The sequence below is a fragment of the Methylobacterium gregans genome (assembly GCF_022179245.1).
In the GTDB taxonomy this organism is placed as follows: Bacteria; Pseudomonadota; Alphaproteobacteria; order Rhizobiales; family Beijerinckiaceae; genus Methylobacterium; species Methylobacterium gregans.
On the sequence record NZ_BPQM01000011.1, the window covers coordinates 19,218 to 34,780 of the forward strand.

General features: G+C 65.8%; 15 protein-coding genes. 4 read left to right on the forward strand and 11 right to left on the reverse strand.

Features of this window, described 5'->3' with window-relative positions:
* Positions 1-219 precede the first annotated feature (219 nt).
* Positions 220-1,257 (reverse strand): glutamine synthetase beta-grasp domain-containing protein, encoded by a 1,038-nt coding sequence (locus tag MFF54_RS02805; RefSeq protein WP_238301130.1) that lies wholly within the window; start codon positions 1,255-1,257, stop codon positions 220-222.
* A 456-nt stretch (positions 1,258-1,713) separates the two neighbouring features.
* Here MFF54_RS02805 and MFF54_RS02810 point away from each other — a divergent pair, with 456 nt between their 5' ends.
* Positions 1,714-1,902, forward strand: a complete 189-nt coding sequence (locus tag MFF54_RS02810; RefSeq protein WP_238301131.1) for a DUF2735 domain-containing protein — start codon at positions 1,714-1,716, stop codon at positions 1,900-1,902.
* Between the two features lie 264 nt (positions 1,903-2,166).
* Here MFF54_RS02810 and MFF54_RS02815 read toward each other — a convergent pair whose 3' ends face one another.
* The 3 genes from MFF54_RS02815 to MFF54_RS02825 form a co-directional block, all read right to left on the reverse strand.
* Complete coding sequence (locus MFF54_RS02815) at positions 2,167-3,108, reverse strand: glutaminase (RefSeq protein WP_238301132.1); 942 nt, start codon at positions 3,106-3,108, stop codon at positions 2,167-2,169.
* Between the two features lie 230 nt (positions 3,109-3,338).
* Positions 3,339-3,614 carry a YiaA/YiaB family inner membrane protein gene (locus tag MFF54_RS02820; protein ID WP_238301133.1) on the reverse strand — a complete coding sequence of 92 codons (276 nt, stop codon included), beginning with the start codon at positions 3,612-3,614 and terminating at the stop codon, positions 3,339-3,341.
* 81 nt (positions 3,615-3,695) lie between these two features.
* A complete protein-coding gene (locus tag MFF54_RS02825; protein WP_238301134.1) occupies positions 3,696-4,409 on the reverse strand; it encodes a PspA/IM30 family protein in 714 nt (237 codons plus the stop codon).
* 129 nt (positions 4,410-4,538) lie between these two features.
* Here MFF54_RS02825 and MFF54_RS02830 point away from each other — a divergent pair, with 129 nt between their 5' ends.
* A complete protein-coding gene (locus tag MFF54_RS02830) occupies positions 4,539-5,216 on the forward strand; it encodes a TetR/AcrR family transcriptional regulator (protein ID WP_238301135.1) in 678 nt (225 codons plus the stop codon).
* A gap of 177 nt (positions 5,217-5,393) precedes the next feature.
* The gene (locus MFF54_RS02835; protein WP_238301136.1) at positions 5,394-5,540 is read left to right on the forward strand and encodes a hypothetical protein; all 147 of its coding nucleotides are present in this window, start codon (positions 5,394-5,396) and stop codon (positions 5,538-5,540) included.
* Between the two features lie 237 nt (positions 5,541-5,777).
* On the opposite strand, the gene MFF54_RS02840 is transcribed toward MFF54_RS02835, so the two are convergent.
* The 6 genes from MFF54_RS02840 to MFF54_RS02865 form a co-directional block, all read right to left on the reverse strand.
* Complete coding sequence (locus MFF54_RS02840; RefSeq protein WP_238301137.1) at positions 5,778-7,613, reverse strand: TniQ family protein; 1,836 nt, start codon at positions 7,611-7,613, stop codon at positions 5,778-5,780.
* Entirely contained in the window at positions 7,610-8,761 is a 1,152-nt protein-coding gene (locus tag MFF54_RS02845; RefSeq protein ID WP_238301138.1) for an ATP-binding protein, read from the reverse strand. The genes MFF54_RS02840 and MFF54_RS02845 overlap by 4 nt, the downstream gene beginning before the upstream one ends.
* A gap of 49 nt (positions 8,762-8,810) precedes the next feature.
* Positions 8,811-11,069, reverse strand: coding sequence for a TnsB C-terminal domain-containing protein (locus MFF54_RS02850; RefSeq protein ID WP_238301139.1), 2,259 nt, complete (start codon positions 11,067-11,069; stop codon positions 8,811-8,813).
* Positions 11,066-11,797 (reverse strand): hypothetical protein, encoded by a 732-nt coding sequence (locus MFF54_RS02855; protein WP_238301140.1) that lies wholly within the window; start codon positions 11,795-11,797, stop codon positions 11,066-11,068. Before MFF54_RS02855 ends, MFF54_RS02850 begins: the two co-directional genes overlap by 4 nt.
* Before the next feature lie 584 nt (positions 11,798-12,381).
* Positions 12,382-12,723: a hypothetical protein gene (locus MFF54_RS02860; RefSeq protein WP_238301141.1), complete on the reverse strand. Its 342-nt coding sequence runs from the start codon at positions 12,721-12,723 to the stop codon at positions 12,382-12,384.
* Between the two features lie 4 nt (positions 12,724-12,727).
* Entirely contained in the window at positions 12,728-13,648 is a 921-nt protein-coding gene (locus MFF54_RS02865; protein WP_306423945.1) for a 3'-5' exonuclease, read from the reverse strand.
* 79 nt (positions 13,649-13,727) lie between these two features.
* On the opposite strand from MFF54_RS02865, the gene MFF54_RS27765 reads away from it, so the two are divergent.
* Entirely contained in the window at positions 13,728-14,009 is a 282-nt protein-coding gene (locus MFF54_RS27765; protein ID WP_370880123.1) for a helix-turn-helix transcriptional regulator, read from the forward strand.
* Here the strand turns inward: MFF54_RS27765 and MFF54_RS02870 are convergent.
* Complete coding sequence (locus MFF54_RS02870) at positions 13,942-15,507, reverse strand: PAS domain-containing protein (protein WP_417568570.1); 1,566 nt, start codon at positions 15,505-15,507, stop codon at positions 13,942-13,944. The genes MFF54_RS27765 and MFF54_RS02870 overlap by 68 nt on opposite strands.
* Positions 15,508-15,563 lie beyond the last annotated feature (56 nt).

Genomic DNA, 15,563 nt, shown 5'->3' on the forward strand with positions numbered 1-15,563 from the left:
CCTGCTCCCCTGATCGATCGACCATCTTAGGTTTTGGCGGAGCTGGGAAGAAAGTCACGCTCCCCGGGGGTGTTTATGCTTGGTTAGGCTTAACCGGGAGCCCTCAGGTTGCGCTGTCCTGGCATCGCGAGGGTGCCTCGACAGACGAAGAGGCCGGCGACCCTCGCGGATCGCCGGCCCCCTCTGGCACGGGTGCGGCGCCCGAAGGCACCGCGAAGATCAGGCGGCGGCCGCGGCGGCGCCGGTCGGAACCTCGGAGATCGTCTTCAGCACCTGGCTGGCGATCTGGTAGGGGTCGCCCATGGAGTTCGGGCGGCGATCCTCGAGATAGCCCTTGTAGTCGTTCTTCACGAAGGAGTGCGGCACGCGGACCGAGGCGCCGCGGTCGGCCACGCCGTAGGAGAACTTGTTCCAGGGCGCGGTCTCGTGCTTGCCGGTCAGGCGCTTGTCGTTGTCCGGGCCGTAGACGGCGATGTGGTCGTGCAGATTCTTCTCGAAGGCCGCCATAAGGGCCTCGAAATAGGCCTTGCCGCCGACCTCCCGCAGATGGGCGGTCGAGAAGTTGCAGTGCATGCCCGAGCCGTTCCAGTCGGTGTCGCCGAGCGGCTTGCAATGGTACTCGATGTCGATCTCGTAGGTCTCGCAGAGGCGCTGGAGCAGGTAGCGGGCCATCCACATCTCGTCGGCGGCCTTCTTGGAGCCCTTGCCGAAGATCTGGAACTCCCACTGGCCCTTGGCCACCTCGGCGTTGATGCCCTCGTGGTTGATGCCGGCGGCGAGGCAGAGGTCGAGATGCTCCTCGACGATCTTGCGCGCCACGGGGCCGACGTTCGAGGCGCCGACGCCGCAATAGTACGGGCCCTGCGGGGCCGGGTAGCCGCTCTCGGGGAAGCCGAGCGGGCGGCCGTTCTGGTAGAGGAAGTACTCCTGCTCGAAGCCGAACCACGCGCCTTCGTCGTCGAGGATGGTGGCGCGCTTGTTGGACTCGTGCGGCGTGACGCCGTCCGGCATCATCACCTCGCAGAGCACCAGCACGCCGTTGGTGCGGGCCGGATCGGGGAAGTGGCGGATCGGCTTCAGCATGCAGTCGGAGGAGCCGCCCTCGGCCTGCTTGGTCGAGGAGCCGTCGAAGCCCCACATCGGCAACTGCTCGAGGGTCGGGAACTCGGAGAATTCCTTGATCTGGGTCTTGCCGCGCAGGTTCGGGACCGGCGTGTAGCCATCGAGCCAGATATATTCGAGCTTGTACTTCGTCATCGTGATTCTCTCGTCAAAACCCTGACAAAAGTCCTGGAGAACGCGGACCCTGCACGCCGGCCTCGCGCGCCAGCGACGGCTCGGCGCCCCTCTAGCACGGCCCGTGCCAAACCCTCCGGTCCGGGCGCGGACCGCGATGGACAAGGCGCCTCGGCGACGGAACCGCCCGGAACGCCGCGACTTGATATCGCCCGGGTGAGGCATCCTCTGCCCGATGCGGGTTAATGCCTACCTTCTGGGCAGTGTCAGGGAAGCTTCAAAATCGCACACCGAAGAGGCAGCGTTCTTTGGAATCGTGAGCGATCAGGCGTCAGAGAATTTCGCAAGAGGCCTGGTGCGCAAATTGCCGGCAAATAGTGATTTATGGGGTGCAGAACGCGCAAAGAGTGGGCATCTTCGTATCGACAGCGCCGCCGATGCGTTGGACCCTATCGCCGACAGGGAGCGCCGAGCCTCATGAACACGGATTTTCACCGCCCGACCACCGAGATCTACACCTTCCCGATCGGGGGCCGGGCCGGCCAGGCCGCTCGCGCGACGGCGCCTGTCCCGGCCCCGCAGGTCTGCGCCGCCGACAGCGGCGGGTACCACGAGGCCGCGATCCAGGAAGAGGCCGAGCGCAACCGTACCCCGCGGGGGCGGTAGGGGCGTACGGGACGCCGAGCTTGCGCTGCAGCTCCCGCCTGAGCGCTGTCGCTTCCCCGGGCGCCTGGCGCGCGAGCGGAATGCGAGCGGGGATCCTGTGCAGGACGACGCGAAACGCCCGAACCCTGCAACGTTGCTGACGATCGAGCCGCTGCGCGGCACCTCTTTCGCCGGATCGCGGATCACCGTCCGCTGATGCTCAGGCGTCCGGGAGAACGTCACGCTTCATGCTCGACGGATCGAGCGGTTCGACCCGATCCCGCCTCACACCCCGAAGATCGACCAGCCCATGCGCTTGGTCAGGTGTTCCAGCGCGATGCGGCCGAGATGGGAGTTGCCGGCCGCATCCAGCCCCGGTGACCAGACCGCGATCGAGGCCTTGCCGGGAGCGACCGCCAGGATGCCGCCCCCGACCCCGCTCTTGCCGGGCAGGCCGACCCGGTAGGCGAAGTCACCCGAGCCGTCGTAGTGGCCGCAGGTGAGCATGATCGCGTTGATGCGGCGCGCCCGCTCGGCGGAGATCACCGAGTGGCCCGTCGCGGGGTTGCGCCCCGCATGGGCCAGGAACTGCCCGGCCGTGGCGAGCTGGCGGCAGGACATCGCGATGGCGCAGTGGTGGAAGTAGACGCCCAGCGTGTAGACCACCGGATTGTCGAGCACGCCGAAGGACTTCATGTAGTTGGCCAGCGCCGCGTTGCGGAAGCCCGTGCGCTGCTCGGAGGCCGCCACCGCCTCGTCGATGACGATGCCGGGATCCTGCCCCAGGAACTGCATGAAGCGCAGGATCTCGCCGAGCGCCTCCCGCGGCTGATGGCCCGAGAGGATCACGTCGGTCACCGCGATCGCGCCCGCGTTGATGAAGGGGTTGCGCGGGATGCCGCGCTCGCGCTCCAGCTGGACGATCGAGTTGAACGGGCTGCCCGAGGGCTCGCGCCCGACCCGGCGCCAGAGCCGATCACCGACCATGCCGAGCGCCAGCGTCAGGGTGAAGACCTTCGAGATGCTCTGGATCGAGAAGGGCACGTCCGCATCGCCCGCGGCCGCGACGCGGCCCTCCGCGTCGGTCACCGCGAGGCCGAAGCGGCGCGGATCGACGGTGGCGAGTTCCGGGATGTAGTCCGCGACCGCGCCGCGGTCGGGCCGCTCCCGCATCTCCTCGGCGATCTCGCGCACGGCATGTTCGAGTTCGGCGGCCGTGTGGCTCATGCGATGTGGCTCGCGATCTGACTCATGCGGCGATGTCCCGGCGCGCTGCCGGCCGTGTCGAGGTCCGTGCGCGGCCTCCTCGCAAGACTCCGTCCAAAGGCATCTCCAAAAGGCCTCTCCGAAGATTCCGGACGAAGATCCGTTACGCGAACGCCGCCCTCCGCGCGGCGGCCCCCGCGGTATCCGCGGATGCGGGGGGCCGCTCAAGCGGGGGCGCTGCGCGCCCTGCCCTACTCCTTGCCCGCCGTCATCAGCAGGCGCTCGGTGCGGGCGTCCTCAATGCGGTTGACCATGCGGCGCGATTCGTGGACGTCGCGCACCGTCTTGGTCATCGTCACGCAGGACTGGATCAGCATCGCGGTGCCCATGGCGAAGTAGCCCTTGAGCCAGATGTCGATCGGCATGAACACGATGCCGAGCGCCACCATCGCGACCGAGCCGATGAACGAGGCGTAGGTGAAGCTCACCCAGCCGGAGGAGTGCTGCTGCGTCTGCTCGTGGGTCATGGTCGTGTCTCCAAGAGATCGGAGGGACGGATCGGGGACGGATCGGAAGGTCGGATCGGAGGGACGGATGCGTCGGTCGGGTCAGGCGGGCTCGGAGGCCGGCTCGGCGGCGCGCCGGCGCAGGCGCTCCAGCACCGCGCCGCCGGTCGGCGTCCCGGAGGCACCCCCTGCCCGTCCGCCGGCCGGGCCGAACCCCGCCCGCTCCAGGCGCGCGCCGATGTCCCGGCCGGGCTCGGCCTCCGCGAGCGCGGCCTCGGCATCGGCAGCCTCGGCCTGGAGCGCGCGCAGGCGCGCCAGCGTCGCCTCGGCCTCGCGCAGGGTGGCGGCGTCCTGCCGGGGCGCCCCCGCGCCGAGGCGTCGGACCGCCTCCTGCGCGGCCGCGACGCGCCGGCCCCGCTCCAGCTCGGCCTGCCGCCGCGTCGCGTCGGCGACACGCGCCCGGATCCGGCCGATCTCGGCGGCGAAGCGGGCCCGGGCCGCCTTGAGCGCGTCGCGCTCGGCCTCCAGATCCGCGATCGCCGCGGCCGCCTCCCCGGCCAGATCCTCGCGACCGCCCCGGAGGGCCGAGACCGCCTGCGCCTCCAGCGCGACGATGCGCGCCTCCGCCTCCTCCAGACGGCGTGCCTCGGCCCGGTCGCCCGCCACCGCCACGGCGAGCGCCTGCCGACCCCGCTCCAGCCCGGCCCGGGTCTCGCGGATCTGCTGGTCCAGGATCAGCAGCGCGTTACGATCGAAGATCTCCTCGGCGGCCCGCGCCGCCTGGCCACGCAACAAGGTCTCGAACAGCTTGAACATGGGGTCGCTCCACTCCGCGAACGATGTTCTGAACGTCGTTCACGAAATGCTTGATCGCAGAGTTATGAACGATGTTCAGTGCGCTGCGACACCTTTGCCGCCGGATTTGCTGTGCGCGGGAGCGGGCGCGTGAGCGTCGGTGATCGCCCCGGCAACGCGCCTGAGGATCGGCGCGAGGAGCGCCGCGCGGCCCTGCGGGAGGCTCTGCTGGCCGCCGCCGAGCGCACCATCGCGGCGCAGGGGCTGGCCGCGCTCCGGGCGCGGGACCTCGCGCGGGAGGCGGGCTGCGCGGTCGGGGCGATCTACACGGTGTTCCCCGACCTCGACGCCCTGGCGCTCGCGGTGAACCTGCGCACCCTGAACCTGTTCGATGCGGCTCTCGGGCCGGCGGAACGGCCGGACGGTGCGATCGACGGACCGGCCGCGGCCGCCGACGAACTGGTGCGGCTGGGCCTCGCCTATCTGGCCTTCGCCGGGGCGCATCCGCTGCGCTGGGACGCGCTCTTCCGGCATCGTCCGCCGCCGGGGCAGCGGGCGCCCGACTGGTACGTGGCCGAGCAGGCGCGCCTGTTCAGCCGCATCGAGCGTCCCCTGGCGGCGCTCCGTCCCGACCTGCCGGAGCCGGAATGCCGGCTGCTCGCCCGCAGCCTGTTCTCGGCCACCCACGGCATCGTCGCCCTCGGCCTTGACGAGCAGCGCATGGCGCTGCCGGTCGCGACCCTGCGGGTCCAACTCGAGATACTGGTTCGCGCCATGGCGACCGGTCTGACTGCGCAGGTATCCGGAGACTGCCGGTCCGGGACTTGAATGAATACGGAGACGAATGCTCGGAGTTGGGGGGGGTAAGCAGAATTAACGTCTGTGTAACGCGGGCGAATTTTGTTTCTCCGTTTCTCGGTCTGCTTGCCCATTTGATAATTGTTAACGCAGAATCTCTAAGGGTTTTACGTTCCGAATTTGACCTAGGACTATAAGGATCGTGTGATGGCGCTCAACCTCAAGCAATGGTTGGCAGGGCTGTTCGGGCTGATGCTCGTCCTGGCGCTGGCGCAGGGCGGTCTGGCGCTCGTCAAGCTCGACGCGGTCGCGGACCGGACGACGCTGCTGCTCGACGACACGATCCCGTTGTAACGCGAACCATTGAATTTCCATCACCTGTTCGTAAGGCGCTGTAATTCTTGGGGTCTGTCTCTCATTCCTACCCATAAAGCCCCCCAAAGCGACGCATACAATGGGTGGGAACGAACCATACCCCAGCCCGAACGCCTCGCCTCCCCTCTTTGCCCTCTCCTGCCCTCTCCTGCAGATAACAAAAAAGCCCCGGCGCTGCCGAGGCTGATCGAAGCATCTCATCAAGACGTTCGCGTTTCATAGATCTGGTAGGCGTTCTCGCAAGTAATATGTCGCGCCGACGCTTGTCCTATCGATCGCGGGAGGTGTCTCTTTCAACCGATCGATGATATCGGTGTAGCGCAGTTTTTTTGTTCGGCAAAGCTCGGTAAACGATACGTACGTCCTCTGAAATTCCTCGAGACTCTGCCGGTCGACCATCCGAAGTCCGCGACTGGATGCGGGGCGGCTGGCCGCGCTTTGCGACAGATAGCCTTCTCGGACGAGCGCGACGACGACCGATCGCGATGTGGCCAAGCTGGCGGTGGCATCCGCCATCGTCACCCCCTCGGACCCCGACCCCCAGACGATCCGCTTGATCTCGGAGCTATCGACGAGGACCGATGGGTAACCCGTTGGCCCGGGCTTTCTACCGATCCAGGACAGTTTGCCCTGTTGGATGAGCGCAAGGATGTCCACGGCGGGAATGCCGCTGTTCGAGGCCGCGCGCAGGACATCGCAGATGGGTTCGTCATATGTCTTTGTGACGTGCGCGCGACGATAGATATCACCGAAAAGAGCGTCCAAGTCACGCTTTGCGTAGGTTTTCCGATGCGTATCGTGTTTGCCAGAGTGGTCGATGCGCGGCCGGATGTAGCCCCCGCGAATGAGCATGTTGGCTTGTCGGCGATCACTGCCCAAGTAACTCGCAATCGCTGCGATGCTGATTTTATTGTCGCTCTCGCCGAGAAGATGGCGAGCGGCCTCGGCATCGAAGAGAACGTTCCGGCTGGAGTACTTGCTGTGGTCGCTCGCTATCAGCCCGGCGGCGGCGAGAATCTTCCTGAGCCGCTTGGGATGGCGTCCCGTTTCACGGGCCGCGGTACGGATCGAGTGGAGAACCCTTTTCTCGACACGGTGGTTGAGAACGACGTCGCCCGGGCCGACGGGCATCGTCTCGATGATGTGACGGCGTAAGAGGTCCCGGACGGGCCCGAAGCCGGGATCCCGGTTCTTGTGCGCGACGGACCAGTAGATCGGACCGAAGACGGCGCGCGGGCCTGTGCGCCCAGTTCGTCGCGAGACGTAGCTCGCTTGCATCTGTGAGAGCGCGGCTCGGATGCCGGCTTCACCCGTGCGTGCAACCTCGAAGCCGGCATGGCCGATGCCGTGCAGTTCGGTGTCCGATAGGGTCGAGATATCGGCGGTCGCGCCGAGGGTCATCGAGGCTCCGAGCAACTCGCACGTCGCGATCGCGATGTTGAGATCCAGGTGATCCAGCCAGGGTGCTCCGGTCGGCCGACGGTCCAGCCGATCCATCACGTAGGCCTCGAGGGCGGAGGGGTGTTGTGGGATCGGTCTCTGAGCGAGCTCTCGAATACGCTTCTGGTGATCCCGCAAGTTCAGAGTGAAGTCGTGTCGTGCATGGGCGGCGCTGTCCGCGATTGGAACGAGCGCGCATGTGTGGATGGGACATGTGCGAATGACGGAGAGCTGCCAGAGAGTGCGGCCGTAGATCGCGTGCGCGCGCGTGGCCGCCGCCACTTCGAGATCGGTGTTCAGGCAAGACGGGCAGACACGGACTTTGAGGCGGCGGAGCATGCGCTTGGTGAAGCGCTCGCCACGGAGCATGAAGTTCTGACCGGACTGGACGATGCTGGCCCGCTCCAATGCGTCCAGGGAGGTCCCGGTCAACTTGCTAAGCTTGACCAAAGCCTCCGGCCTACCGTTAGCGCAGGCTTGGAACTTCAAGCCCATATCCAGGCAGAACTCATTCGCAGATCTGACGCGATTGCACGCTGCCAAGCGTGAAACCCAGCTCGGTACGGACTCGTCGGCGATGAGATCGCAGCGGATGGCAAGGCGTGGTCTCACGGGCGACGTTCCTGCGGGCGCGGTGAGGACGCTTTTTTGCGCGGCGTCTTTGCAGCCGGCTCAGGCTTGGGCGCGAGCGTCGCTAGCCAATCGCCGCTGACGAAGGGGTTCTCTTCATCGCTGCAGCCGATGCGTCTCTCCAGCGCCTCGGCGAAGTGATCGCGCGTGAGGATGGCCCTGGGTGCAGCGAACGGGGCAGCGCGCAGCGAGAGCGTGTCATCGGCTGGGTCAGCGTCGAAGGTTTCCGCATCCAGTGCGACCTCGATCGCATCGTGCGTGATCTCGATGGCGATCCCGAACAGGTTCCCGGCCGCGTGGATCAGACGTGGTGCGAGGTCCGCCTCGACACCGGCTTCGACCGAGAGGCCGGCAATCTGCGCGAGGCCCGCGATCACTGCGGCGATGTCGGCATTGTCGTCGGGAGAGCGAAGGGGTTTGAGGGTGACGAAGCGGGCGCGGCGCTCGAGCTGGATCTCACTACGGATGAACTGGGCGACGCTCGGCAGGCCACAGACGATTACGGATATGCGCCAATCCGGGTTGATCATCATGTCTTTGATGGTGTTTGCGACCTTCCGGTGCTCGTCGATGTTCGGAGTCTGTGTGATGTGTTGCATCTCGTCGTAACAGACGATGAGCTTATTGCCGGCATCAAGCTGGTCTCGGACCTTCTCCCAAGTCATGGCTTCGGGCAAATCGCGCGCGAGCGGGTATCCGGCCCGGGCGATGGTATCCCGTCCGAGTTGCTTGAGCGTGCATGGTGAGGGAACGTTGACGAGTGTGACCGGTCCGTCCGTGCCTTCCGGATCGTAGCCTGCCAGTTTTGGATGCCGCCGGATCGTCCTGAGCAAGCTGCGGGTTTTGCCGGCCCCACTGGGCGCGGTCAGCACGAGCAAGCGGCCTTCCCGCCGGTTGTTTCGCGAACGGGCCATCGTCGTGTTGGCCCGGAAGCCAGCATGCCTGAGCAGGCGATTGAACTCGTATCTCAATCGTGCGTCGTTGGCGGAGGTGACGTACTTGCTCTTGACCATTTCAAGGCGCTGCAGGCGTTCGAGCTCGTTCGGGTTCAAGTCGCTGAAGAGGTTGGCGGACGGGTCGGTGTTCTGGTGGTCCTCGGGCGTCAACACGGTTGGCTCCAGCAGGTGCATGGGGTTGGGGGTGCTCCTGTACCGGTCGGCACGGGCGCGTCGTTGGACGTCAGTCCTCGAAGCCGATGCCGGGGCCTTTCCGGGGCGCAGGCGTCGTTGGGGCCTCAGGCGTGGACGGCCGCCGCGACAGCTTCGGCTTCGGTGTCGCCGGCGTGTCCTCGACTGGGTCGGGAAGTGGTGCGCCACTGGTCGGAATGACGCTGGTGAACGGATCCACGGCGGGCGCGTTGGCGAAATCCGCGTCGCTCGGGATCGTGAACGTGCGCAGGTTGTGTTCTGCCCGGGCGACGTCCTCCGGCTCCGCGAAGCGCGCGAGAAAGGTCGCCGCTTTTTCCGCCGCGGACGCCCGCCCTTGGATGGCTCGGAGCGCCTCGAAGACGATGTCCTGCGTCAGCAGCGCCTCGTTGGCGTAGCGCTTGGCGAGCTGTTCGCAGAGCGCTTGATGCTCGGCGAGGCTGACGCCGTCGAAGCCTGTCGTAGCCGCCCGGACTTCGTGCCAAGTGCCCTCGATCTCGACCGAGAGCGCGCCGATGTCCTGGGGGTCGACCCGTATGGGCACGCGGATGCCCCCGCGCTTCAGGTAGAGGTCGCGCAGGACGTCGCCGCCGTAGTGCAGGCCCATGAAGCGCAGGCCGTGCCGACCGAGCACGCGCTCGAAACGCAGTCCGAAGATCGCCCGCCGCTCGTTGCGGCCGGGGATCGGAATCACGCCGTAGAGGTCGGTCAGCCGGTTCCAAGCGTTGGCCGGTGTCTCGCCACCGAGTCCCGCATGCGGCGTGTTGTGGTAGACGTCCAGAGCGTAGCGCAGGGCGGCGAGGACGAAGTCCTCAACTGTTATGCTCACCCTTTGCAGAGCCGGGTAATCGCCTCGGGCGACCACGTTGCTGAACGTCTGCCCGGTGAATTCTCGCACGAGCTGTAAGGACAGCGTCCGGAACAGGCGCTCGATGGTGCCGCGCAGGTGTGGCATCCCGGCCGGCGGGATGTCGTGACCGCTGCCGAGACCGATCACCGCGAGGTGAAACCGGGGGTCGATGAACGAACCGCCGCTGTCGGTGGCCACGTCCTCCGGGCGCAGGGCCATGTGGCGGCATGGCGTGACCGCCCCGACGGCGGCTGCGAGGTCGCCTTTATCGGACACGACCATCTCAAGGGTCGAGATGGCATTGCGCACGGAAGCCGTCTCGTCGACCCGCATGCCGAGGACGCAGCGCGTGGCCACGTCTATGGCGACGCACAGGAACCAGCGGCGCTTCTTCAGCTCATCGAGTTGCTCCTCGGTCAAATCCTTCAGCAGGTCGGTCTGGGACAGCAGGAAGAACAGGTCGATCTTCCATTCGTCCATCTCGACCCTTTGGCCTGGACGCAGCGCCTCGGCTTTGCCGACGATGAAGCGATGCTTGCGGGTCGCCCGGTCGACGCCCAGGCGCTTGGCCTCCACGAGGAACACGTCGAGGGCGTCAATCCGCCGGGAGAGCGTCCGGTCCGACGGGACGGGATAGGGCGGGAGGCCCTCAGCCTTGCGCTTGGCATTGAGCGCGTCGAGGGCAGCCCGCAGTTTCCGGTGACACTGCGCTACGGACCGGTTCTTCTCCTGCGCGAACATCTCCGCATGTTCTTGCAGGACACGTTCGACCTCCGCCGCATAGCGGGGCGTACGATTGCCGCACCGTGCCGTCTTCGGGCGGAGCACGAGCGGATTATGGCAGGCCGCCTCGTAGTCGTTGAGCCACTCCCGAAACCTGCGAGGCCCGGGGCCGCAGCAGCTATCAACCCTGGTGCCGGCGCGGGTCTTGCGCGGTTTGCGCAGGGTGCCGTCTTCGGCGAGCGGTTGTGCGCGGGCGTTGGCGCGCGCCTGAACTCTCGCACCCACTTCGACAAGAGCCTCCTCCAGACCCTTGTTCGAGCGCATTCGGCGCGCCTTGCGCTCGCGTGGCGGCCTATTCGCGTCTTCGTTGTGCTGCTCGGCTTCGACCTCGAGAAACGTGGTGATCCATTCGAGCTTCCAGGCGATCGCCTGCTGGTCCTTGACCGGCAGTGCCGCAACCGATCCCGCACCCGCCATCATGCGGGTCCGCACTGTGATCGGGGCGTAGTGCCCGACGCTGATCTCGAGACGACCGGCCAGCGAAAGGGCCGCCAAGCGCGCGTGCTCAAAGCTCTCGTGCAGCGCGGTCTCCACGTTTTGAAGAACGTAGCCACCGTCCGCCTCGCCGGTGACGCGATATGCGACGCCGTCGATGGTGATCGCATCCGTGACGCCGAGGCGCTGACGCGCCCCGGCCGAGAGAGGCTTTGGGCTCGTCATGCGCCCTCCCCGATGTGGCGGGCGGCGACCGTGACACGCGTTGCGTAGTCAATTCGCTCGTCCGCAGTCAGCAGGAGCACACGCTGCTGTATAAGGCGGACGACAGCGCGGAACGCCAACGCCCCGTATCCGCTAGCCCGAACGATGTCGGCGATCTGCACCGCGCCTTGGATCGTCGCGATGACATCGCCGACGACCGCGTCGGCGGGGTGTTCGCGATCGCGCTGGACGGCGTGGAACAGGCTCGCGTTGTGCTGCGCGGCCGGCGAGATCGTCCGCTCCGTGTAGAGCATCACGCCATCGGCGCGGCTCTTCGGGATCTGGGGAGCAATGTGCGCCAGGAAGCCCATGGCGTCGTACTTGACGGCGCGCGCTTCATCCTTGACCGCGAAGAAGATCCGCCGGCCATTGCTGAAATGAGCCAGGAAGTCGAAGGTGTGCTGGTTGAGCGTGCCGTCTGGACGGACGAAGTGAACGGCGGCGGGCTGGTCGTCGAGCTGGACGACATCCGAGAGTGTCGAGAGCCAGAGCGCGCAGGTCTTCTCGATGCGACTTTCAACGAGGATCTGGCGCAGTTCGCCGGGGATGACGAAGGCTCCTCTGAGTGAGCCTTTCGAACGCAAGGAGGGCTTCCGGGATGCCCTGCTGAGTTGCACGGGCGTATAGGGCTTCGCGTCGGTATGGCAGTTCGTAGCGGTCACGTTGGCGGGGTTTTGAACCGTGGCCATGGGTTATCCTCTCGTTTGGGATCGCGTTGCCGGTCGGCGACGCGAGGGGAGCGGACAGCCGTCAGGGATCTGCGACACGATGCGTCGCAGGCTGGATGACGGCCGGGCTTCGGTGGACGGGAGGATGCCGGGACTGTCTGGGAGCCGGTTCGGCCCTCAAAACCTGGCGCAGGTGCTTGCATCGCTGGCATCGACATGCGACGCTTCAGCATGTGCCAGTCCGGTGCGATTCAACGCACCGAGCGGTCACAGCATCCTCTTGGTTGGGATGGCCGACAGGCTTCTTGGGGTTGCGAGTCGGCATTCGGGTCATCACCGACGGGGTGCATCCGATTGCTGTCGGGTGTCCCCTGGTGATCCCGCTGGATCACAGTCTGCGTTGCGCGGTGTGGTCTCCTGTCTCGTGGTTGGCGGGCCTCTGCCGCCGCTGGCTCCGAAACTTAAGCGTAAAACTCGGCTTGCTACCAGCAGCATCATCCTCGTGGGCGACGATCAGGAACGCCATGACCGATGCGATTCGTCAGGAATCGCTTTCGATTCAAGCGCTTGCCCCGACTCGACTTTTTGCGTCGGAACAGGACGATTCAGGTTTGGGACGTTACGAATCGAGTAAGGTTTACTGGCGATTCACCATGAATCGCCGATGATGGCCGGCTCATGAGACCGGTTTGAGGGGCCGCGAAGCCTGTGACGGCTCGATATGCGGGCTCCCGTAAGGCTTGCACGAACAGCATGACGAGTAGGACGATGCTGATCTGGATCAGGAGGTACATCGCCAGATAGACGTGCCAGGCTTCGAGGTCGTGGCGTAGATCGTTGACTGCGCCTGCGGCTGTACGCTCGATTGTGGTGGCGAGCGCGTTGGCCTGCGCCTCGCTGAACCCCGATTGGGTCAGGGCAAGGGTTTGGTTGGAGCGGACTGTCATCGGATCAGGCCCGGCTGGAGAAGCGGTCGTAGGGCGTGACCCGTACGATCGGAATGTCGACTTCGTGGCGATAAACCTCGAGACGTAGCCAGGCGAGTTCGCTGGCGATCTCTTCCTCAGGGACATCTTTGTACCAGCAGCGCATCTTGCTGATGCTGCCGTCGTCCCATCGGTAGCGCCGTGCCTTAAGCGCGTCTTTTGCCTCGAACGGAGAACGAATGGCCTTGAGGCGATAGACCGGTTCAAAGGCCTGCTCTAGCAAGAAGCTGAACCCTGTCCGCCCAGACTGTGGCAGCGGGCGCGCGAGGCACTCGAGCGTGGCTTGGCAATCGTCCACCGCGCGGTGCGCGGAGTAGATGAAGCCGAGATCCGCCGCGATGTAGCAGAGCTTGCTGCCCATGCCTTCTGCCGCCCAAGGCACCATCGTTAGCGAGCACCCCCACGGCTTCGTCGCGAGCGCTGGGCAAAGGTCTTCCGCGAAACGCCGGTCGAATGCCGAGTTGTGCGCGATCACCAGATCGGCTTCGTGCACCATTGCAGCGACCCGGGATCGATCGATCATCCTGCCCTCGACCATGGCCGCATCGATTCCCGTCAGCCGGGTGATCTCGGGCAGGATCGGGCCGAAAGGCTGCTGAAACGAGCCGTATGGCACGCCAGCCGCGACCAAACGCCCGTCCACAGTATAAGTGAAAGGCAACATCCCCACTTCGATGATTTCGTGATAGGCGGGGTCGAGGCCAGTGGTCTCCAAGTCGATGATGAGGCCATTTCGGACCTCGGCATCACCAGGGACATCAAACGAGCGGCGAGGCTTGTGACGACGCAAGACACGATAGTCGCCGTTTCGCTCGAGGGCTGTGGCGACGAGTTCGGGATCGATATCGAGCATATCTTGGGTGCTCCGTCGGTTGCGGACCATCATAAGATAGCTCGGCCTGTGGAAAACGATACACAGTGTATCGTTTTTCGGCGATCACATTTTCGTGAGCGGGCCTCATAGGATGGATCGCCGTCTGTTGAAGGCTGGACGAACCGCGCTCGGATGGTCACAAGCAGACTTGGCTGAGCGGGCGGGCGTGCAGCGGCTCGTGGTCGTCCGCTACGAGAACGGTACACAGGTCCCACACCCCCGGACGATGGGATGCCTGGTCGCAGCTCTGAGAGCGGGCGGTGTCGAGGAGATCGTCCGCGACGACGGAGCGACTGGCATCGTGCTCAGGCCTGATGTGTACGCGGCCGGGCGGGAGGATTCTTCAGCTGGTCGTAATGCCTCACCGGCTTAGAAGCCGGGGCTTCCATTCCCGGACGGACGCGGCGTCTCGCATCCGAGATGAGCGATGTTCTGGGCAGCGTTGCGGTCGTGGTCCGCTCCGCATGCGCTGCAGTGTCGTGCTGCCTGGCCGCATGCCGATCGATCCAGCGGTTGCCGGTCTCGATCGTAATTCTGCCGCCCTCCGGCATCGCGTCGCGCGCGTTGATGCAGAGGTTCAAGAGCGCATTCTCGAGCTGCGAGGCGTCCACCAGCGTCGGCCATAAGCCGGGCATGTAGACCGTCTCCACCTTCACGCTCGGGCCCACGGTGCGCTGGATCAGCTCGAGCATACCGCTGATCAGGGTGTTCACGTTGGTCGCTTTGGGAGCAAGCGTCTGCCGCCGTGAGAAGGCGAGGAGTCGGTGCGTGAGGGCTGCGGCGCGTCTGGCCGCCCCTTGTGCGGCGACCATGTACTTGTCGATGTCCTCGAAGCGGCCCTGGCTGATGCGCGTGTTCATCAGCTCCAGGCTGCCGGAGATGCCGGCCAGCAAGTTGTTGAAGTCGTGCGCCAGGCCCCCTGTCAGTTGACCTACCGCCTCCATCTTCTGGGACTGACGCAGTTGCTCCTCGGCCTGCATCAACTCAGCGGTCCGCTCTGCCACACGCTGTTCCAGCGTCTCGTTGAGGGCCCGCAGGGCGGCTGCGGCGCGATCACGCTCCTGCTCGACGGCACGTCGCTCCTCGACGTCGAGGAGAACGCCGGGGAAGGAGAGCGGGGTGCCGTCCGGTGCGTGGTCGACACAGCCGTTGGCCTCGATCCAGTAGTAGCGTCCGTCGGCGCGCCGCACACGGTACTGGTGTGCGTAGGCTCCGCCGCGGGCGATCGCCTCACTAACCGCTGCAGCGAGGCCGACCTGATCGTCCGGATGGACAGTCTCCACGATCTTTGCAAGCGGGATGCCCTCCCGGCCGAGATTCGGATCGAGGCCGAAGGAGCGCGCGAAGCCCTCGTCGACCGAGAATTGGTCGGTCGGCAGATCCCAGTGCCAGGTCCCGATGATCGCGCCGGCGGCGAGGGCCAGTTGCACGCGTTCTACGTTCTCGCGCGCCAGCGCCTCGCTGGCACGCAGGCGCTCCTCGCCACCGCGGCGCGCGGTCACGTCGTTGAAGATGATCGCGATCTGTCGCTCGGCCGGATTGCCGACCGGAACAGCCCGGACGTCGAACCAGCGCTGGAACGCCTCGGCGTAGCTCTCGAAGTTCTCGGGCTCCCGGGTCTTGGCGACACGTCCGTACGTTTCGAACCAGAACCGCTCCAGGTTCGGGGCGAACTCAGTGACCCATCTGCCCTGAAGGTCGACGCCCGTCTCTCGCTCGAAGGCTGGGTTGGCCTCGAGAAAGCGGTAGTCCACTGGCCGGTCGTCGACGTCGAACTTGACCTCGATGATGGCGAACGCAGCCTCAATCGTCTGCAAGATCGTGCTGAAGCGTGCGTCGCGCTCGCGCAGTCGAAGAACCTCTGCCTCCAAGGCCTCGCGAGAAAAAGAACTTGGCGCAGGTCGAGTCACGAGTCGCTCCCGCTTCG